The organism is Nocardia sp. NPDC049707 (genome assembly GCF_040674855.1).
In the GTDB taxonomy this organism is placed as follows: Bacteria; Actinomycetota; Actinomycetes; order Mycobacteriales; family Mycobacteriaceae; genus Nocardia.
The window spans coordinates 69,664-89,063 of the sequence record NZ_JBFANN010000022.1 but is presented as its reverse complement, the minus strand read 5'-3'; the positions used below and the strand labels follow the sequence as shown (position 1 = coordinate 89,063).

At 66.7% G+C, this 19,400-nt stretch carries 12 protein-coding genes and 1 pseudogene; 4 read left to right on the top strand and 9 right to left on the bottom strand.

Features of this window, described 5'->3' with window-relative positions; all coding sequences use genetic code 11:
* Positions 1 to 12: 12 nt before the first annotated feature.
* On the top strand, positions 13 to 861 hold the full coding sequence (locus AB0J29_RS20740; RefSeq protein ID WP_364788355.1) for an alpha/beta hydrolase: 849 nt from the start codon (positions 13 to 15) through the stop codon (positions 859 to 861).
* A 402-nt stretch (positions 862 to 1,263) separates the two neighbouring features.
* Here AB0J29_RS20740 and AB0J29_RS20735 read toward each other — a convergent pair whose 3' ends face one another.
* The 3 genes from AB0J29_RS20735 to AB0J29_RS20725 form a co-directional block, all read right to left on the bottom strand.
* Positions 1,264 to 1,419, bottom strand: coding sequence for a hypothetical protein (locus AB0J29_RS20735; protein ID WP_364788352.1), 156 nt, complete (start codon positions 1,417 to 1,419; stop codon positions 1,264 to 1,266).
* 97 nt (positions 1,420 to 1,516) lie between these two features.
* Entirely contained in the window at positions 1,517 to 2,935 is a 1,419-nt protein-coding gene (locus AB0J29_RS20730; protein WP_364788349.1) for an NAD-dependent succinate-semialdehyde dehydrogenase, read from the bottom strand.
* Positions 2,932 to 4,047 carry an alcohol dehydrogenase catalytic domain-containing protein gene (locus AB0J29_RS20725; RefSeq protein ID WP_364788346.1) on the bottom strand — a complete coding sequence of 372 codons (1,116 nt, stop codon included), beginning with the start codon at positions 4,045 to 4,047 and terminating at the stop codon, positions 2,932 to 2,934. The genes AB0J29_RS20730 and AB0J29_RS20725 overlap by 4 nt, the downstream gene beginning before the upstream one ends.
* Before the next feature lie 97 nt (positions 4,048 to 4,144).
* Here AB0J29_RS20725 and AB0J29_RS20720 point away from each other — a divergent pair, with 97 nt between their 5' ends.
* Positions 4,145 to 6,016 (top strand): helix-turn-helix domain-containing protein, encoded by a 1,872-nt coding sequence (locus AB0J29_RS20720; RefSeq protein ID WP_364788343.1) that lies wholly within the window; start codon positions 4,145 to 4,147, stop codon positions 6,014 to 6,016.
* A 314-nt stretch (positions 6,017 to 6,330) separates the two neighbouring features.
* Here AB0J29_RS20720 and AB0J29_RS20715 read toward each other — a convergent pair whose 3' ends face one another.
* A complete protein-coding gene (locus tag AB0J29_RS20715; RefSeq protein WP_364788340.1) occupies positions 6,331 to 7,809 on the bottom strand; it encodes a LuxR C-terminal-related transcriptional regulator in 1,479 nt (492 codons plus the stop codon).
* Between the two features lie 129 nt (positions 7,810 to 7,938).
* Entirely contained in the window at positions 7,939 to 9,603 is a 1,665-nt protein-coding gene (locus AB0J29_RS20710; protein ID WP_364788337.1) for a protein kinase, read from the bottom strand.
* A 159-nt stretch (positions 9,604 to 9,762) separates the two neighbouring features.
* Here AB0J29_RS20710 and AB0J29_RS20705 point away from each other — a divergent pair, with 159 nt between their 5' ends.
* On the top strand, positions 9,763 to 10,689 hold the full coding sequence (locus AB0J29_RS20705) for a hypothetical protein (protein WP_364788334.1): 927 nt from the start codon (positions 9,763 to 9,765) through the stop codon (positions 10,687 to 10,689).
* Positions 10,690 to 10,752: 63 nt separating this feature from the next.
* Here the strand turns inward: AB0J29_RS20705 and AB0J29_RS20700 are convergent.
* A pseudogene (locus tag AB0J29_RS20700) lies at positions 10,753 to 11,100 on the bottom strand (phosphotransferase); the annotation flags it as partial.
* 838 nt (positions 11,101 to 11,938) lie between these two features.
* Between AB0J29_RS20700 and AB0J29_RS20695 the strand changes: the two are divergent.
* Entirely contained in the window at positions 11,939 to 13,912 is a 1,974-nt protein-coding gene (locus tag AB0J29_RS20695) for a serine/threonine-protein kinase (protein ID WP_364788331.1), read from the top strand.
* A 1,246-nt stretch (positions 13,913 to 15,158) separates the two neighbouring features.
* Here AB0J29_RS20695 and AB0J29_RS20690 read toward each other — a convergent pair.
* The 3 genes from AB0J29_RS20690 to AB0J29_RS20680 all read right to left on the bottom strand — a co-directional run bounded on the left by AB0J29_RS20690 (position 15,159) and on the right by AB0J29_RS20680 (position 18,380).
* Entirely contained in the window at positions 15,159 to 16,394 is a 1,236-nt protein-coding gene (locus AB0J29_RS20690; protein ID WP_364788328.1) for a VWA-like domain-containing protein, read from the bottom strand.
* Positions 16,391 to 17,635 carry a MoxR family ATPase gene (locus AB0J29_RS20685; protein ID WP_364788325.1) on the bottom strand — a complete coding sequence of 415 codons (1,245 nt, stop codon included), beginning with the start codon at positions 17,633 to 17,635 and terminating at the stop codon, positions 16,391 to 16,393. The genes AB0J29_RS20690 and AB0J29_RS20685 overlap by 4 nt, the downstream gene beginning before the upstream one ends.
* A gap of 157 nt (positions 17,636 to 17,792) precedes the next feature.
* Positions 17,793 to 18,380, bottom strand: a complete 588-nt coding sequence (locus AB0J29_RS20680) for a hypothetical protein (RefSeq protein ID WP_364788322.1) — start codon at positions 18,378 to 18,380, stop codon at positions 17,793 to 17,795.
* Positions 18,381 to 19,400: the final 1,020 nt, after the last annotated feature.

Genomic DNA, 19,400 nt, shown 5'->3' with positions numbered 1-19,400 from the left:
AAAGAGGGAACGATGAATACGCACTTCCTGGAGTTGACGGACGGCCGGATCGCCTACCAGTCGTTCGGCCCGGATGATGGCCCGCTGATCGTGTGCGTCAACGGGCTCGGCGACAACAGTTCGACCTTCCGGCTACTGGCACCGGAACTGGCGGCGGCCGGCTATCGAGTAGCCGCGATGGATGTGCGTGGATACGGCCGGTCGAGCGTCCACTGGCCGAGCTATGACTGCGCCGCAGTCGGTGGCGACATACTGGCGTTGATCCGCCTGCTGGGCGGACAGGCGACGGTGATCGGGCATTCGATCGGGTGCGCGGGTGCGGTATGGGCGGCGGCGCAGGCACCGGACGAGGTGACCGGGCTTGTCCTCATCGGCACGTTCGCCAGCGGCAGCAGGCCGAAAGCGTGGATGCGGGCCGCCTCCTGGTTGGTCACCCGCACCCCGGGGCTGTGGGCGATGTTCTACCGCTCGCTGTTCCCGACCGCCAAGCCCGCGGATTTCACCCGCGCGGTCGCTGCTGTGAAAGCCAACCTGGCCGAGCCGGGACGTATGGAGGCGCTCCGCGCTCAAACCGCTGAGTCCCTGGCCGGGCCTGCCGTGCGCTACGACGAAGTTCGTTGCCCGGTTCTGATCGTCACCGGAACCAAGGACCCCGATATGGCCGACCCGGCTGCCGAGGCACGCCGAGCATCCGAGCAACTGTCGGGTGCACCCACCACCATCGCGATGATCGAGGACTCCGGTCACTATCCGCACCTCGACCGTGTGGAGCCGACCAAAGAAAGCGTGCTGAACTTCCTCGCCGAAAGCCGCCGGCCCGACGGCAGCAGATACGAAGCAACAGGCCAGGTTCCCGCATAGCCAGCAATCCCGACTTCGCAACACGCTTTTCGACACGGCATCCGAACCACAATCCTGCCGGTTCACGTTCGGGCGCCGTATGGCACGTGGGGTCCCTATCTGAGAAATCCGGCGCTTAGCGAATTCACTTGCGGTTGTTGATGATTGCCCGATTTGAGTTGCTGAGGTTCCGGACTGGCGGCGACTCGAGGAATTCTGGTAGCCGCCGGTTGGGATCTGTGTGCAAGGCCCGCCCGGCGAGGTTCCTGAGATGAGCGGGGTTCGCCGAGCCCGCCCGGACATCCGGCGGACGAACACCTTCTCGACATCCGAGGCCGGATCGATGGCGATGGCGCCACGGAAGTCGAGGTCGGCCGCCAAGGTCTGCTGTAGATAAGCCGTGCCCGGTGCCGCATGTCCACCCTACGATCCGCCGGCCACCGCCCAAGAGCGCGATAACTCGGGAGCGGCGGCCCGGCCCGCGCGGACCGGATCGATGGTGGCCGTGGCCTCGATCCTCAGGTCGAGGTAAGGGTGCGGGCCGGTATCGAACCGGCCGAGCCCCGCGAGGAGACCCATGATTGCGGCCTCACAGGCGCGACAAGGAGCAGCCATCAATCGTCACCGGCGAGCGCAGTGACTCTGAGAGGTGCTCATGCAATCGACGGAGCTGCTGTCAGAGGGCAAGACCCAGGTACTTGGTCTCGAGGTACTCGTCGAGCCCCTCCCGGCCACCCTCGCGACCGAGGCCAGATTCCTTGACGCCACCGAAGGGGGCGGCTGGGTCAGAGACCACGCCCGCGTTTACACCGACCATCCCGGTTTCGAGGTTCTCGGCGAAAGTCAATGTCTCGTTGAGGTTTTCGCCATAGACGTACCCGATCAGCCCGGCGGTGGTGGTGTTGGCGGCGGCCAGCGCCTCGGCGGTGGTGAAGAACGTGCGAATGGGGGCAACGGGACCGAAGATCTCCGTGTGCAGGATCCGGGCGTCGGCGGGGACGTCGGTCAGTACCGTCGGTTCGAAGAAGTAGCCGGGGCCTGGGCGGCGGTGTCCGCCGGTGCGCACCCTGGCGCCGGCACGCACGGCCTCGTCGACGAGGCGCTCGACGGAGGCGACGGCCGTCGCGTCGATGAGCGGCCCAACCTGGGTGCCGGGCTCGGCCCCGTCACCGACCCGCAGGGCCGCCAGCCGCTCCGTCAACCGCGCCGCGAACTCCTCGGCCAGCGACTCGTGCACCAGGAACCGATTGGCGGAGGTGCACGCTTCACCGGAGTTGCGCATCTTCGCCTCGACCGCGCCGGCCACGGCCTTGTCGAGGTCGGCGTGGGCCAGGACGACGAAGGGTGCGTTGCCGCCCAGCTCCATCGAGGTGCGCAAGACGCGCGGGGCAGATAGGGCCAGCAGGGTTCTGCCGACCGCAGTCGAACCGGTGAAGGTCAGCTTGCGCAGCCGGGGGTCGGCGAGCAGCGGTGTGCACACCGCCGCGGCGTCGGAGGTGGTGACGCAATTGACCACGCCCGCCGGGACCCCCGCCTCGTCCAGCAGTTCCATCAGGGCGAGGCTGGTCAGCGGGGTCTGCGGTGCGGGTTTGAGCACGATCGTGCAGCCGGCGCCCAGCGCCGGAGCGATCTTGCGGGCTCCCATGGCCAACGGGAAGTTCCACGGCGTGATGGCCAATACCGGGCCGACCGGCTGGCTCATGGTGACGATGCGCCGGGTGCCCGAGGGCGCGAGGCGGTAACCGCCCGCGGCGCGCACGCTCTCCTCGGCGAACCAGCGGAAGAACTCGGCGGCATAGCTGACTTCGCCGCGGGCTTCGGCCAGTGGCTTGCCCATTTCCGCGGTGATCAGCGCGGCGATCCGGTCGGCGCGTTCGTGCAGCAGACCGAAGACGGCCATCAGGAGATCGGCGCGGGAGCGCGGGCTGGTGCGCGCCCATTTGTCCTGTGCGGCAGCTGCGGCCTCCAGGGCGCGCTGTCCCACGGCGGCGTCGGCGTCGGCGACCCGCGCGATGATCGCGCCGGTGGCAGGGTTCTCCACGGGTAGCGACGGTTCGTCGCCGGTCCACGTGCCATCGATGTAGTGGCCCTTCATCGCGCCTCGTCGAAGGTGATGATCTGGCGGATGGCTTGCCCATCCGCGAGCCGGTCCATGGCCTCGTTGATTCGCGACAGTTCGATCCGGTCCGAGATCAACTGCTCCACGGGCAGCACGCCGTCGCGCCACATCTGGACATAGCGCGGAATATCGCGGGACGGCAGGGCCGATCCCAGGTAGCTGCCGACGACTGTCCGCGCCTCGGCGGTCAGGGTGAGTGGTGAGATGGTGGCGAGGGCGTCCGGGCCGGGTAGCCCCGCCGTGACGGTGGTGCCGCCGATTGCGGTCGCGGCGTAGGCCGTTTCGAAGGCGCGCGCGTGGCCCGCGCATTCGATGACGTAGCGCGCCCGAATTCCCTTGTTGATCACCTCGTCCGGTGTATATGCCGAGTCCGCGCCGAGGGTCAGCGCCTGCTCGGCCTTGGCCCGCAGCGTGTCGACGGCGATGAGCCGCCGCACGCCCAGGGCCTTGGCGACCAGCACCGCCGCCATTCCCACCCCGCCGAGGCCGATGACCATGACCTCGTCGTCGGGACCTGGGCGTGCGACATTGAGCACCGCGCCGCCGCCGGTTAGAACGGCACAGCCGAACAGGGCAGCGACCTGCGCCGGGACATCGGCGTCGACCGGCACGACAGAGGCACGGTCGACCACTGCGTGGGTGCCGAAGGCGGAGACGCCGAGGTGATGGTTGACGCGCACACCATCGCGCGACAGCCGCCCCTGGTGGTGCAGCAATTCCCCCGCGTTGTTGCTACGGCTGCCTGCCGGGCACGGTAGTCGCCCGCCTTCGGCGCAGGCCGCACACTGCTCGCAGCGTGGCAAAAACGACATCACCACGCGCTGTCCGGCGGCCAGATCCGTGACTTCGGAACCGGTTCGGACCACGAGACCGGCCGCTTCGTGGCCGAGCAGCATGGGTAGCGGACGAACCCGGTTGCCGTCGACCACGCTGAGGTCGGAATGACACACGCCCGCGGCTTCGATGCGGACGAGTAGTTCGCTCGGGCCGGGCTCCGCCAGCTCGATTTGTTGGACGGTGAGTGGCCGCGACTGCGCGAACGGTCGCCCGCGACTGGTCTCCTCGAGCACGGCTCCGGTTATCTGCATGCGATCGACGCTAGGCGGGCCGTCGCCTCCGCGATATAGCCGCAATGCATATAGAGTTACGAGATCACAGTTCATAATGAACATAAGGATGGCTTGCATGGATGCGTCGGTCTCCGAGATTCTGATGGGCATCCAGGCCGGGATCTCCCAACGTGAACTTGAAGGCCGCGTCGCCGAAGCGCTCGCCCGCGGCGAGTTGACCGAAGCCGCCGCTGCCGCTGCCCGCGACCTGGGCATGCGGGTTGCCGAACGCAATCGCCGCGAGGACGTGTTGCGCGCGCTCTACGACACGGCCACCGATCTGAGCGGCATCCGCGATGTGGAAGCGGTGCTGCAGGCGATCGTGGCTCGCACCCGGACCCTGTCGGGCAGCGATATGGCCTATCTCAGTCTCAACGATCACGCCAGCAACCAGACCTACATCCGCAGATCCGACGGTGTCCGTACCGAGGCGTATCGGCTGCTGCGTATGCCGATCGGCACCGGCATCGTGGGCCGCGCGGCGGCGGGCGTGACCTCGTATCAGAGCGCCGACTACCTCAATGATCCGGAAATCACCCATCTGCCCGAAGTGGACGCGATCGTGCGGGCCGAAGGGGTCCGGTCGATCCTCGGTGTCCCGATGTACCTGCACGGCAAGGTGGTCGGCGCGCTGCTGATCGCGGACCGCGCGCGGCGCGAATACCCGGAGGCGACCGTCGATCTGGTCGATACGATCGGCAAGCACGCGGCGGTGGCGTTGGACAACGCCGAGCGGTTCTCCTCGATCCGCGGCGCGCTGGAGCGGCTGGGGCGGGAGCAGGTATCCCAGCAGCACGAGATGTCGGAACTGCAGAGCTTGATGGCGCTGGACCGGCGCCTGATCGAGACGGTGATCGGTGGTGGCGGGTACGAGGGCTTCGCCGATCTGGCCCAGCGCGTAGCGGCGACGCGAGTCGCGGTGCTGGACGCCGCCGACGGCGTCCTCGCGACCCGCGCCTACGACGAACACTGGGCGCAACGCATCGCGCGACTCACGGCCGGCATCCTGGCCCGGCCACTCCGCGAGGTGGCCAGGACGGGCGAACCCCAGGAAATCCGCGGCGACGGTGAGGCATTCACGCTGATCCCCGCCCGCACCGCCAGTGATCACCTGGCAACCCTGGTGCTGATGGACCGATCCCTCGACCTGCCCGCCGGATTGTTGGAACGCTTGGCCATCTTCTTGACCATCCTGCGCCTGTTCGACCGGGCTGCCCACGACGCAACCCTGCAGCTGCAAACCGAACTACTCGACGATCTGCTGTCCGGCCGGGAGGTGCCGACGGCCCGGAAACGGCAGGGCGCCATACGTTTCGGGCTGCGACCGGACGATGCGCTCACCGTGCTCGTCGTCGCCGCGCCTCGTGCGGACGACCGGCGCATGCAGACCCGGCTGCGGTCTGCCGTGGCCACGCCGCGCGCGCTGATCGCCCGCTACGACGGCGACTTCTGTGTGGTGGCTGCCGACGACGGCACACTGGCCAGGCGCGTGCACGCTGCCCTCGCCGACGAGTCGACGATCGGTTTCGCCGGTCCCGCGATCGGGTTCGAGAGTCTGGCCGCCTCCTATCGGCAGGCGCGCCGGGCCCTGTCGACGCTGCTGATGCTCGGCCGTGGCGGCGCGCTGCTGGACGGCGCACGCCTGGGCGCAGTGGGCCTGCTCCTCGACGCCGCGCACACCCTCGACTCAGCCTTCGACCCACTCGCTGAAATCCAGCCGCTTCTGGACTACGACGCGCAGCACCACACCGCTCTCACCGAAACCGCCTGGGCGCACCTGGAATACGGCGCCAATCTGGCTCGCACGGCCGCGGAGCTGTTCATCCATCGCAACACCGTGCGCCAGCGACTGTCCCGCATCGGCGCGCTGCTCGGAGCCGACTGGCTGGACGGCCCGCGCCGCCTGGAAATCCACCTGGCCGTGCGCGTGTGGAAACTCTCCAGCTGAGTACGCCGGCGTCGTGTCGCACGATCCCGATCGACATGCAGCCCGGCGTCCGATCGATGTCCTCCCGACCGATTATTGGTAGAGAACGTCTTTGACGTGGAGTGTGTCGCAATATTCTCGGATCGAGGTGATCTTTCCGTCGGCGACCTGGAAGAACAGCGACGAGGGTCGACCGGTTGCCGAGGTTGCCCGGGACCGCGGGCCAACTGCCGCTGCCCGACGGCTACCAATGCCTGGCGAGTCTGATCGGGCCGTCTGCGGAGCCCATCGATGGTGCATCGACAAGGGTGTGGAGGGCACCCCCTCGATTCGCTTTATGCGAGCTTGTCGCGGGAATGTTCTGCTGCCCAGGCTGCGATTTGGGTTCGTGAGGTGAATTCGAGTTTGGCGAGTATGTGCTCGACGTGTCCTTCTGCTGTGCGCTGCGAGATCACCAGCCGGGCTGCGATCGCCTTGTTGGTCAATCCCTCGGCGATGAGGTCGACGACTTGGCGCTCACGTTTGGTCAGTCTCGCCGATCCATGATCCGCTGACGTCACGTCTTCATGTTGCTCTCCGAGCGCGAAGTCGACCGCCGACTGCAAACTCATCGCTGCGCCGTGCTGGAAGGCGGAGTCATATCCTGGCCTGCCGAGTACATCGTATGCGCGGCGCTCGCATTCGTCGTGGTAGTCAACCATGTGGGGAAAATTGAGGCTGGAGCCGACCGCGTGACCGAGCCCATGTGCGGCGCCCAATAACACCGCAGCTCTCCGCGCATTGCGCTGCTCGACGGTGATCCAGGCCAGTACCTCTAAACTGACTGCGATGACGATCGGATCGACCACCTGTCGCGCCGATCGAAGGGCTTGCTCCAACAGTTGCTCGGCCCTCTCGTGGTGCCCCTGCCGCCAAGCCGCCAGCGCCATGGGCCGCAGTGCCAGCGACCGGATCTCGATCTCGCCGTGAGAATCGGCTATAGCCAGCACGGTCTCGAGGCAGGCGACGCCGCTCGGCAGATCCCCCTGCAGCACATAACTCCAGCCGAGTATGACCAGTGCCCTTAAGTGGAATTCGACGTCACCGCTAGCGCTGAATGCTTCGACGGCATCGCTCAACTCGGCACGTGCGCGCGCCAGATCGCCGCTGTTGAGAGCGGTGTACCCGGCGGCGTAGGCGAGCAGGGCACCCATCGCGGGGTCGGCTGTCTGGTCGGTAAGGGTCCGAAGCTCGGCCACGCGACTGGTTGCAGCGGACAGATCGCCTAGTTGTGCAGCGAATACACTGCTCGTGTAGAGGGCCTTGGCTCGATCGATTGCCGGGGCGTCGGATGCGGCTGTAAGCATGCGCTCGCACCAGCGGCGCCCCTCGGTGATCCGCCCACTCGAAAACCAGAAACCGAAGAGAGTGGCGGTGGTGCGCAGCCCGGCTGCGTGAGCCCCTGATCGGCTGTACTCCAGTGCTTTGCGCAGGTTTGGTAGTTCGCGCTCGAGTCGGGTGAGCCACTCGAGTTGGTGGGGGCTGATCCAGTCCGCCTTCGCCTCGAGCGCCAGCCGTTCGTACCAGTCGCGGTGGCGGCGACGAAGTTGATCGTATTCGCCAGTCTGTTTGATCTTCTGTATGCCGTATTCCTGGACGGTCTCGAGCATTCGGAACCGCACTGCGGGACCGGATTGCTCCCGGATCACGATGGACTTGTCGGCCAGTGGGGACAACGTATCCAAAAACGCCGACTCGTCCATGTCGGCGCCGCAGATGTCTACCGCGGCGTCGAGTTCGAAGCTGCCGGCGAATATCGCCAGCCGGCCCCACAATCGCTGCTCGGCCGGTGTGCACAGGTCATAGCTCCAGCCGATGCACCAGCCCAGCGTTTGCTGTCGTGTCGGCGCGCTCCGATAGCCGTGGGTCAGTACGGCGAACCGGTCGGTCAGCCGCGCCAGGATCTATTCGCTCGACATGGTGCGTAGCCGTGCTGCCGCCAGTTCGATCGCCAACGGTAATCCGTCCAGGCGGGCACAAATTCCGGCCACACTGTCCTGGTTGTCCGCGCTCAGTTGGAAGCCGGGCACCACCGCCGCAGCTCGCTCCGCGAACAGCGTCATGGAGTCGTAGACGGCTGCTTGCGGTATGGATGGCCCGCTACCCGGGGCTGGGAATCTCAATGGCGGTACCGGCATCGCCGATTCCCCGCCGATGCCGAGGGCTTCGCGGCTGGTTGCCAGGATCCGCAGCCGTGGGCACGCCCGCAGGAGTGACTCGACGAGTTTCGCGACCGCGTCGATCATGTGCTCGCAGTTGTCGATTACCAACAGCGTTTCGCGGGTGAACAAGTGTTCCACCAGGACTTCGAGCATCGGTCTGCCGACTTGCCGTACACCGAGCGAGGTGGCCACGATGTCGACCAGCAATGCCGGATCGCGCAGCTCGGCCAGCTCGACCAGCCAGGCGCCGTCAGCGAAATCTCGCTGTAGTTTGTGGGCGACGTGCAGCGCGAGGCGCGATTTGCCGACCCCACCGATACCCGTCAGCGTGACCAGACGCGATCCCGACAGCAGGTTCTTCGCCTCCGCGACCTGGGTGCGCCGATCCACAAAACTCGTTAGCTCCAACGGTAGATTCCCGCTGCGCCCCTGCGACCCAACGCTGCTGTCGGCGTGAACGCCGGATCCGTGCGCAGCCGTCGCCGGTGTTGCCTGCTCGCCGGCTGGTTCGGCGCTCACCGCCATCTGGTCGACCGCGAGACCGTGAGCGGACTGGACCCGTTGAAGCTGCTCGCCGAGTGTTGCGGCGGTGGGGCGGTTGCGCGGGTCGCGACACATCGCGAGCTCGATGACCGCGGCCACATCCTCCGGGACGCCGTGCTCGCGTAGGTCCGGAACCGGCTGGCTGGTGATGCGCATGAATTGCGCCACGACTTGTTCGCCGCCGCGGCGCTCGAAGGCGGCGTGACCGGTGAGCGCACAAAACAATGTGGCGCCGAGCCCGTAAACGTCGGACTCACGGCTGGTTGGGACCCCACCGAGGACCTCAGGTGCGGTGAAGGCGGGCGAGCCGGTGACCGTACCGGTCGCCGTCCGGAACCCGCCGACGAGGTGCGCGATGCCGAAGTCCGTCAATGCCGGCTCACCATAGTCGCTGAGCAGAATATTCGGCGGTTTGACGTCGCGATGCAGGACTTCGGCGCGATGCGCTGTCTCCAGGGCACCCGCCATTTTCACCCCCAGGTGGAGCACGTCCTCCAGCGGCAGTGGGCCATCACGACGGATGCGTGCCTCCAACGAACCCTGGGGGTGATACGGCATCACCAGGAACGGCTGTTTCGTCTCGGTTTCCCCGACTTGGAGTACCTCGACGATATTCGGATGTCCGGTCAACCGGCCCATCGCCCGCTGCTCGCGAAAGAAACGTTCCCGATTCTCCTCCAGTTCACTGGTGAGAACCTTCACTGCTACCAGGCGGTCCAGCCCACGCTGGCGACACCGATACACGATGCCGAAGCCGCCCCGCCCGATCTCCTCGGCGTCCTGCAGCCCGACCGTACTCAACTCCGCGACGACGTCAACATCAACATCAACATCACGTTGGGTTTTGAAGGGATCAGACTCCATCGACGGTCACTTCGCATACACCTCTGGGACTCAGCACAGAATACGCCCGACCTGCTGGCCGAGTGCGACTACAGCCACCAACTGTCACCTAGCGCTCAGCCCGACACTGCCAGTGGCAGGTCGGTGGTGTTTTCCTCGGAAAACTGGCACGCTGCCGCCATGCTCCACGTTCCGTACCGGGGATCGGGCCCGTACTGCTACACGAACTCGCTGGCCATGATGATGGGCGCCGATGCCCCCGAGCCGGGGGTGATCGAGACCGTGACCGGCAGCCCGTTCGGTATGCAACTCGTCGGCGGCGCGCTGCCGTTCTTCGATCCTTATGGGTGGACGCCCGAGACCGGTGTGCAGGATGCCTTGGCCGTGCTCGGCTGGACCGCGCGCACCCTCAGTGGCAGCGACGCCGATGATGCGCTCGGCCAGCTCACTTCGCTGCTGGAGGCCGGGCCGGTCATGGTCGGCCCGGTCGAGATGGGGCATCTGCGCTATCAGCCGGGCATGACCGGCCCCATCGGTGCCGACCACTACCTCATTGCCGTCGGTGTCGAGCGTGATCACATTACTGTGCACGATCCCCAGGGATACCCGTATGCGCGGCTGCCGCTGCCCGACTTCATGGATGCCTGGCGCGCCGACCTGCTGACCTACGGCCAGCCATACACAATGCGCACCGACTTCACTCGGGTCGCTCGCGTCAGCGTCGATGCCGCCCTCATCGCTGTCCTGCCGCGGGCGGTCGCCTGGCTCGCCGCCGATCCGCGGCACCCGATGCCTTCGGGCAGTCTGGCCAACGGCCACGCCGCTCTTGCTCTGGCCGACCTGCTCGACGCTGGTGACGGCGAAGTTCGCGAGCACCTCGTCCATTTCGCCATCCGCGTCGGCGCGCGGCGCTTGACCGATGCCGCCACCTGCCTGCACCGGGCGGGGTTCAGCATTGCGGCGACCACCATGGACCGCCAAGCCCATCTGGTCGGTGCGCTGCAGCAATCCGTGGCCATCGGTGACACCTGCACCGCCGCACAAACTTTGCGTGCTCTGGCTCCGACATATGACAGCCTGCGCGCCGACCTCGAACAGTGCCTCTGAGCTTTCGCGTCTCGCGCCCGAGGCAGCTCCTGCCTACCCTCGCGGGCCGATCCAAGCTCTTCCTCATCCCCAGGTGAGGGGGTCGAGGTGAAGGTAGAAGTTCAGCCGGTCACGGTCCAGGACGAGGCCGTACTTCTCCGCGAACACCGTGTCCGCAGCCAGCGCCTGCTCCTCGTTCTCCCAGGTCTCGCGCGCGTTGGCGAGCAGCAATGCCAGATCGGCGTAACGGTCGGCCAGCCCGAGACGGCCCGGGTCGATGAATCCGGACACCTTCGGTGTTTCCGGGTCCACAACGATGTTGGGCAGGCACAGGTCCCCGTGACAGACGACCGTGTCCACGGCCTCCTGGGCAATCATCCGCGCAATCTCGGGTTCGAGGCGTGCCAGCAGTTCCCCGGGTGGCGTCCTCGCTGCGAAAGACTGCGGCGCCCGACTCACCTGTAGTGACAGGTGCCCAGTCTTCGATGCTGTATCCCGTGGGCAGCGGACCGGCCCGTTGTACAACCGTGGTGGAATCGGCGCCGACCAGCCGTGCTGTGCCACCCAGGGCGGGAGATGTTGCCCCAGGGGTGAAAACGATCGCCACCTGTGGTGGCTATTCGGGACGAGCGCCGACGCCGAAGATTCTCGTCAAGGCTGCGACCAATGCAGCTGCAGACCTCACCCACCGCGCGCCGCTATCCGAACCAGCTTCCCAGGAGTTCACGAATGCCGTCCACCGTTGTCGCGGATGTTCGCAACCGAGCCGATGCCTACCGCGCTACACCTTTTTCCGCGAGGAGGGCCGCGAACTGGTCGCGGAGGCAGTGAGCTACCCACTCGACCCGACGCATGGGCGGTGGCGGTCTGGCCACCGGACGGTCTGGAGGCCGATCGGGCGGTGCCGTTGCCGTATCCGCCCGGACGCGAGTTCCTGCGGGCGTTCTTCGGTTGCCCGAACGCCGGAGCGATCGCAGTGCCGGCCGCGTGCCGCAGCAGTGAGTCACCAGCATTCGCTGGATATGTCGGCGCGAGAGCCTGTCGATACCCGAGCAGTCGTAGCACGCCGGCCAACACCGTTGGACTACAATGCGGAGGGGTATAGATCGTGTGTCAGTGGGGTCGTGCTTTCGCCGAAGGGGCCGAAGCCGTGTCGTCGACCAGTTGGTAAGTCGACAATGTTCAAGCGCCGATTCTCGATTTCGACCAGCCTGCGCAGATTATCCGCAACGCAGGCAAGGCAGTCGTGAACAACCTACGGCCGCCACTGATGCCAGGGTCGGCTTTCGGGAAATATCGCCTGCGGCGGCTGATCGGTTCCGGTGGGATGGGCAGGGTATTCGAGGCGCTCGACACCACCAAGGGCCGGGTGGTCGCGGTGAAGGTGCTGCCCGAACAGCTGGCCGACGACCCGGTTTATCGGGCCCGGTTCCGGCGCGAATCCCACATCGCCGCGCTGCTGCAGGAGCCCCACGTCATCCCGATCCACGACTACGGCGAGATCGACGGGCTGCTCTACATCGACATGCGACTTGTGCACGGCGAAAGCCTGCGCACCGTGGTGCGAACCCGCGGCCCGCTGCCGCCCGAGCAAGCTGTCTCGGTGATCAGCCAGATCGCAGCCGGACTCGATGCCGCACACCACGACGGCCTGATCCATCGTGACGTCAAGCCGGACAATATCCTGCTCACCGACGACGGGTTCGCCTACCTGGTCGACTTCGGCCTGGCCAACACGGACACCGACGAACGCCTGACCCAGACCGGATCGGCGATCGGCTCGTTCAATTACATGGCACCCGAACGTTTCCGAGCCGGCCCGACCACCCCGGCTGTCGATGTGTATGCCCTGGCGTGCGTGTTGCACGAATGTCTGACCGGCACCCGCCCTTACTCGACCGACGGCGGCGACGCCGCCATCATGCGGGCCCACATGATCGAACTTCCACCCCGAACGAGCAGCTACGCACCGGGAATTCCGGTCTCGATCGACGCTGTCGTCGCGCGCGGTATGGCGAAGTCGCCCGATGAACGCTACGCCAGCGCCGGCGAACTGGCCGCGGCCGCCCACGCCGCACTTGCATCGCCTACCGGCGACGCCGAAGACGAAAGCCCTCTCGCCGTATCCGAATACGATCCCACCGTGGCGGCGCATCCAACACCGCGGGCGACCTCCACGCCCAAGGCGAGATCCGTCCAGGCGCGCAGGCGCCGGCTACGTCGCCTCTGGATCGCCGCGGCCGCTGCCGCCGCCGTTGTGGCCGTTGTGGCCGTCGGAACCTGGCCGCTGCTCCACAAGCCCGCACCACCGACCCCAGGGTCGGCGAAATCCGAATTCACCGCCGACGACGTCACTCTGCTGAAGATCCTGCAAGACCCGTATAACCGCAGCATCTGTCACCACCTGAACCCAGAGGCGATTCTGGGGGAGAAAGCCCATCTCAGCTGCGACGAGATTCCCGAAATCCGTGTGCCCAGTGCGGAGTTCTACCTGTTTCCCAACGCCGACGCACTAGGCAAGGCCTATCACGGGATGGTGTTGCAGACCAGCAGCTGTCCGGGCTATCCACCCGGCCCCGACGGCCCCGCGACGAGGGCCGGCAGGCAGGTCGGGCGCATGGCCTGCTTCACGAATACCACGACGACACCACCGACGGCGGGGGTGATCCAAACCGACGATGCGGCCATGAGCATGGCGGTTTTCTCGTTCACCGAGTCGGTGGGCGGTAGCGCTGGCTTGTCCTACTGGACACTGCACGACACGGGAGACGGGAATTCGCAATTCCAGACCACTCCGAGGGACCCGGACTTCTACACTCCGGCCGACCGCGATCTGCTCACCAAACTGCCCAAAGCCTACGAGCCGCGATACTGTCGACACGAGGCACCCGAGAGCGATGCGACCGCCGTCGTTCTCTGCTTGGGCAACGAGTCTGGTGCGCCGACAGCAAGGGTTTTCCAATTTCCGAACCATCCGATCGCGACCCAGTTTTTCGATGGTGTCATGAGGAAGTCCGGCGGGCGCGCGTGCGACGGTGCAACGGTTCCGGAGCAACCGTCGATTCGAAATGGCACGACCGTCGGCCGGTTCACCTGCATCACCGATCCCTTGCCGACGCTCGTTGCGTTGGATCAGAGCAGCGACATCGCCATTCGAGCCGTATCCGTCCGTCCTGATTCCCCCTCCAACCGTCCCAAGACCGATCAGGGATTGTTCGATTGGTTCAAAAATAACCCGCTGTAGACGCCGATGTCTCCGCCGCATCGGCAAACCGGCGTCGACCATACGTCGATAACTCGCGTCATGCGGACTTACGAGGCGAACCAGTCTTGGATGCCGATGCGACGTGCGAACTCGGTCAGTCCGGGCGGTGGCTGCTATCCCTTGCGATCCGCACCAGCACCAGCACCAGCACCAGCTGAGGCAGGGGCTGTGGCGCTGGCCATGTGTCCTTGGGCTTCGGTTGCTCGCTGGGGCAACCGTGTCTTGCCTCGAAGTGGCTGCGCTCGTGTCACAGGGTGGATAGCCTGGCCGCCCTGGTCCGGGGCTGGGGCCGGGACACCCCAGATCGATCTCGCAGGAGCCTCCGCCCCTTCGCGACCTGGAGAACCATCCCCACCGCCCGGTAGGGAACTGAGTTAGCAGTCGAAGCGAGGGCACCGAAGCATCGGTGGATGCCCGTGGCTTTGCGAGGCGACATCGAACGACGATGCGGAGGCCGCCGGTAGTGCCGGTAGCGGCAGCGACCCCGACATCCCCAAGACGCTGGGGCCGAACAGCATCAGTCCGCCGGTAATGGTCATCGACAACAGGATGCGGCGCCAGGCACGCGAGCACATTCGCCCGCCCGGCCTCCGGGGGATCGATTCGTGGCTCGAGGCCGAGTTCTGCGGGGCAGAGGTCGGCCTCGCTGACCGCGACTCGGTCCCGGGACGAGCAAGAGGCATCTGCATCACTTCCCTGGGCGCGGTATCGATCACGACGTGCACAGGATCAATCCTCGTCTGTGAACGGATCGCGCAACACCCACCCCAGGGTGAAAACTCGCCCCCTCCCTGACCGAGGCCGATCGCATTTCGGTCATCACGGCCACTCCTGCTGTGACCGATTTGATGGTCACGCCGAACCCCGTACTGGCCCGTGGTCCCGCCGCGGTGGATGGGTCTGACCTGTCTCATTTGGCCCAACCCCACGGAAACCCTATGGTTTTGCATTCTGGTTTGTATCGGACCCTCCAGGATGGCCGATGGGCGCGTTGATCCGAAGCGTCCGGAAACGCACGAGTTCCTGTGTGCCTGCGCAGCGGCAGAAGAGTGCGTTCTGTGGCCTGGTGCCCAATGGCTGGCTCGGCAGCGTGATCAAGGCTAGGGGTTATCGCTCTACTCGTCCGGCTCGTGAGGCAGCCTGAAAGGCCGCGCGATTTCCAGCAGGCGACGCTCCGGCAGTTTCGGAGTTCTCTGCAGCCGCAACCTGCACACCGCGTGATCAGCTAGCCGATTTCGATGACTCGCGCCCACGCCGGTGGTCTGTCAGGAACGTAACCGGGATCGTGTTCGCTCCACGAAGGGGCCCGGCGGAACAGGCCCACGACGGTGCGGCAACACGGCTTGGCCTCGGGCCAGGGTGTCTGACCGTCGGTGAGGACTACGACGACGTCCGGGCGGGGTTGGGCGCGAAGGGCTTTGGCGAAGCCGGTGCGTAGGTCGGTTCCGCCACCGCCCACCAGCGGTATGCCTTCGGCCGCGCACAACGGGTGCGCGATCCGGGCGGCCGCGTCGCAGGACAACACGGTGACCAGGTCGCGGCGGCCGCCCGCCGCGCGGCAGATGGCGGTCACTTCGAGTAGAGCGCCGCCGAGTTCGGCGTCGCTGACCGAACCGGAGGTATCGATGATCACGCTGACGCGAGGTGGCGTGCGCCGCAGGCTCGGCAGGATGACGCCGGGCACACCGGCCGAGCGTCGCGCGGGCCGGCCATAGGTGTAGTCCTCGCCGACCCCGGGCGCGGAGACGGCCGCGCGCAGTGCCGCGCCGAGCAGGTCGCGCCACGGCTGCGGTGGATGGAATGCTTCCTGCGCCCAGCGCCGCCATCCTTCGGGCACGTTGCCCGGGCGGCCGATGATGCCCTGCGCCACCCGGAAGCGCACGCCGTCGCGTTCCTGTTCGCTGAGGCCGTCCGCGCCGAGCGGCCCGAGCTCCCATTCGCGTTCCAGGCCGTCGGCGCCGCTGCCACAATCGAGCCACGCCATGCCCGGCGTGTACGTTGCGAACCGGAATTCCTGCAGGTACTCCTCCATGAGTTTGCCTGCGGGCAAGTCGATGTCGGCGGGCAGGATCGCGCCGTCCGGGCGGACCAGTCCGTCGCCGAAGATGTCGTCGTTGATCTCGAAATCTGCGGCGATATTTATGCGCAGCCGTTCCCCAGGGCCGCTCAGCTCGTGCTCGCGGGTGAAGCGCTCACCACGGCCGTGATGGTCGCGCAGCAGGTGCGAGACCTCGTGCACCAAGACCCCGGCCAATTCCTCGACGGGCATGCTGTCCACGAACGCGGGCGAAACGTAGCAGCGCCAGTACCGGTCCACACTCATCGTCGGGACGCGGCGCGATTCGACGATATGCAGAGCGAAAAGGGCGGTCGCCAGGTAAGGCCGGACTCGGACGGCGTACAGCCGGGCGGCAAAGAGCTTTTCCAGATCCAGTTTCTGAACCGCTGCCGGCACCGTCATCGGCCCGCCTGCACGAGATCGGCGGCGCGATCCGCGCGCTGCGACACCGACACCACGCCCGCCAGCTTCTCGATCGACGCCGGCACCTCCCAATTTCCCTGGCGCAGTGTGGCGAGCGTGGTCGCGGGGACGACCACCAGATCCGGCGCGCCGGTTTCGATCGCCCGGACCAGCAGCATCCACGCCGCATCCCAGCGGGATCGCTCCGGGCGCTTACGCACCGCCGCGACCACACCGTCGAGCACGGCTTGGCGCAGATCCCCGCGCTCGGGCAGCTCAGCGCCCGCCGGATCGGCCAGCAGCGTCTCGGGGTCCGGGAGGTCCATCCGGCCCAGGCTGGTCAGCAGCTCGAAACCCGGGCCATCCCCGACCGTGCCCCGGACCAACAGCGACAGCACATCCTTGGAAGACCCCGCAGCGGTGGCGAATGCGATCAGCCGCAGCGTCATCTCCCAACTGCGAGGCGAAGCCCAGGCGCCACCCCGGCGCGCTTCACTGCTCGGCATCTGATGCACGAGCTTCGGGCGCGCCGCGAGCAGCACGCACACCGCGCGACGCGCGAACGCCACTGCCTCCGTGAGCTTTTCCGGGTCGAGCTGCGGCAGTGTCGCGTGCGGCCAGGTGCCGCCGAGACCCCGCACGACCACATCGTGATCGTGTACCCATTGCAGGTGCACGAACCGATTAGCCAGCGGCGGGCTCAGCTCCCATCCATCGGCCGCCGACGAGCGCGGATTGGCTGCCGCCACGATCCGGACGCCGGGCGGCAGCTTCAGTGAACCGATCCGCCGCTCCAGCACGAGCCGCAGCAGGGCAGCCTGCACGGCGGGCGGCGCGGTGGACAGCTCGTCGAGGAACAGCAGCCCCCGGCCCGCCCGGACCAATCGCACCGCCCAGTCCGGTGGCGCCATCGGAACACCGTGCTCCGACGGGTTGTCGCCAACGATCGGCAGACCCGAAAAGTCCGACGGCTCATGCACACTCGCGATCACCGTGGTCAGCGGAAGATCCAGGGCTTCGGCGAGCTGCGTCAGGGCCGCAGTCTTACCGATCCCTGGCTCGCCCCACAGCAGCACCGGCAGGTCAGCGGCCACCGCCAGGGTGAGGGCCTCCAGTTGGGTGTTGGGGCGCGGTTCGGTGGTGGTCTCGCCGAGCAGTGTCAGCAGATCAGCGGCGATATCGAGCTGGGAAGCGTGATCCGCGGAGGTGTGAGCAGCAGAGGCCGTGACAGAAGCAGACATATGAATCACCTTGTGTTGTCGGGGATTAACGGGATACGACGGTGGGAAGTAGTCGCGCCGTCGCGGGCCGTTGGTCGGTCGTGCCGCGCGGCTGTGCGCGGTAGTCGTAAGATCGGGAAGCAGTTGCCTCGCTGCGGAGCGCACTGCTTTGACAGGGTTAGTAGCTCGTCGCGTTGCGCGGGTGCGCGCGGCGATCTCGTGGACGGCGAGCGCCGGGGTAGTTGGGGGCGAGTTGCGGTTCGGACAGGCCGGATCGATAGAGCTCATACATGATTCGCTGTTGCGCGGTGGCTGCCAGTTCGTCCCGAAGAGCGCCGTCACGCAGGATCGCCTCGGGACCGAGCATGCCTTCGACAACGGCGAGCGCGCCGGCGGTATCACCGTGTGCGAGACGTTCGCGAACGCCTGTGAGGCAGTCCGGTTGGCGATGTGCCTGATCAATGGCCTGCAAGCAGGGCAGCGGGGTGCCGGTCAGGGCGGCTAGGAGTTCCTCGCGCCGGATCTCGCCCGGGTCGTGGTCCAGCGCGGACAGCGCACCGTCGACCAAGCCGATTCGATGTTGCTCGCCGCCGCACTCCACCAGGTGTATTCGCTCCGCTTGGATTGGCCCCCAGACGGATTCGCTCGACGAATAGCCCGGCACCAGCGCCGCGGCAACCAGCGGATGCAGACGATCGAGCGAGATCACACCGGTGCGAAGCAGTTCCAGGTCGGGTGGTTGCCGGGTCGCGGCGTCGGGCAGCACCGGAAGCGCGGAGACAGCTCCGGCCGGATACGCTGCCGCGAGCCGCGAGCCGCAAGCCAGCAGGCCCCAGTTCGGCGATCACCCGTTGCCGGGCACCCAGCCGCACCAGGAACGTATTCTCCTGCAACCCTTCGGAATCGAGCAGAATTCTCGCCTCGGCGCCCCAGCGATCAACGGCGTAGCCGCGATCCCGCGGCACAATCTCCAGCAGAGCCGGGTCCAGCGCCGCCCGGTCGGCGCCAGGTTCGGCTCCACACCGTATCCCCAGCTCATCGGCCCTGCGCGCATCCCAGAGGTGACGGTGCAGGTCCATCCGGAATCGCCGGTCCGGCCGGGGATGCGGATGCGAGCCGGTTGCGGTGCCGGGCCCATCCCACACCGCGAGGCCGATCCGCTGCCCGGCATCCGCCCAAGCCGGCGCGGTACGGACCACTAGATGCACGAAACCGGCTCTGCCACCAGGGTAACGAGCTAGCGTGATCGTCAACCCCGGCCGGAGCAAACCATCCGGAGCAACCCTCGGCAGGTGCCAGCGCAGCAGATCTGGGGCCAAATGCCGGAGATCGGACCGGACCTGGGCCACCAACTCCCGGCCGTAAGCTCTTGCTATAGAACGTAAATCGACATCGACATCGAAACCAGCGGCCGCACAGGCCCCGGCCCAATCGCCGGCATGACGCCGAGCGGTAGCGGTCTCGATCATGGCGGGCGGCACGGCGAACTCACGCACGCGCGGCCAGAAGGAAGGGCGGGAATCGTCCGCATTCGTCTTCGCAGTGAGCATCAGCACTCACCTTGGACGAATGGGACCCCCAATCTGCGATCAGAAGGAATCATCATCGTGTCGATCATAGAGCGTGTTGCCGAACCTCGCCGAACACGGGCCGGGGAAGAGGCTCTGGCCGCCGTCGGACAGACTTCGAACCGTGCGCGAACGATGTTGGTCATTGCAGTTGTGACGCCGAGCCCCGCCCGCATCGGTGAAAAGTGACGGCACGGACGCGCATGTCCCACTGGCTG

Excerpts from the sequence above, each read along its gene's own strand:
- AB0J29_RS20740 (WP_364788355.1), top strand. The coding sequence starts at position 13 with ATGAATACGCACTTCCTGGAGTTGACGGACGGCCGGATCGCCTACCAG.
- AB0J29_RS20735 (WP_364788352.1), bottom strand. The coding sequence starts at position 1,419 with ATGGGTCTCCTCGCGGGGCTCGGCCGGTTCGATACCGGCCCGCACCCT.
- AB0J29_RS20730 (WP_364788349.1), bottom strand. The coding sequence starts at position 2,935 with ATGAAGGGCCACTACATCGATGGCACGTGGACCGGCGACGAACCGTCG.
- AB0J29_RS20725 (WP_364788346.1), bottom strand. The coding sequence starts at position 4,047 with ATGCAGATAACCGGAGCCGTGCTCGAGGAGACCAGTCGCGGGCGACCG.
- AB0J29_RS20720 (WP_364788343.1), top strand. The coding sequence starts at position 4,145 with ATGGATGCGTCGGTCTCCGAGATTCTGATGGGCATCCAGGCCGGGATC.
- AB0J29_RS20710 (WP_364788337.1), bottom strand. The coding sequence starts at position 9,603 with ATGGAGTCTGATCCCTTCAAAACCCAACGTGATGTTGATGTTGATGTT.
- AB0J29_RS20705 (WP_364788334.1), top strand. The coding sequence starts at position 9,763 with ATGCTCCACGTTCCGTACCGGGGATCGGGCCCGTACTGCTACACGAAC.
- AB0J29_RS20695 (WP_364788331.1), top strand. The coding sequence starts at position 11,939 with ATGCCAGGGTCGGCTTTCGGGAAATATCGCCTGCGGCGGCTGATCGGT.
- AB0J29_RS20690 (WP_364788328.1), bottom strand. The coding sequence starts at position 16,394 with ATGACGGTGCCGGCAGCGGTTCAGAAACTGGATCTGGAAAAGCTCTTT.
- AB0J29_RS20685 (WP_364788325.1), bottom strand. The coding sequence starts at position 17,635 with ATGTCTGCTTCTGTCACGGCCTCTGCTGCTCACACCTCCGCGGATCAC.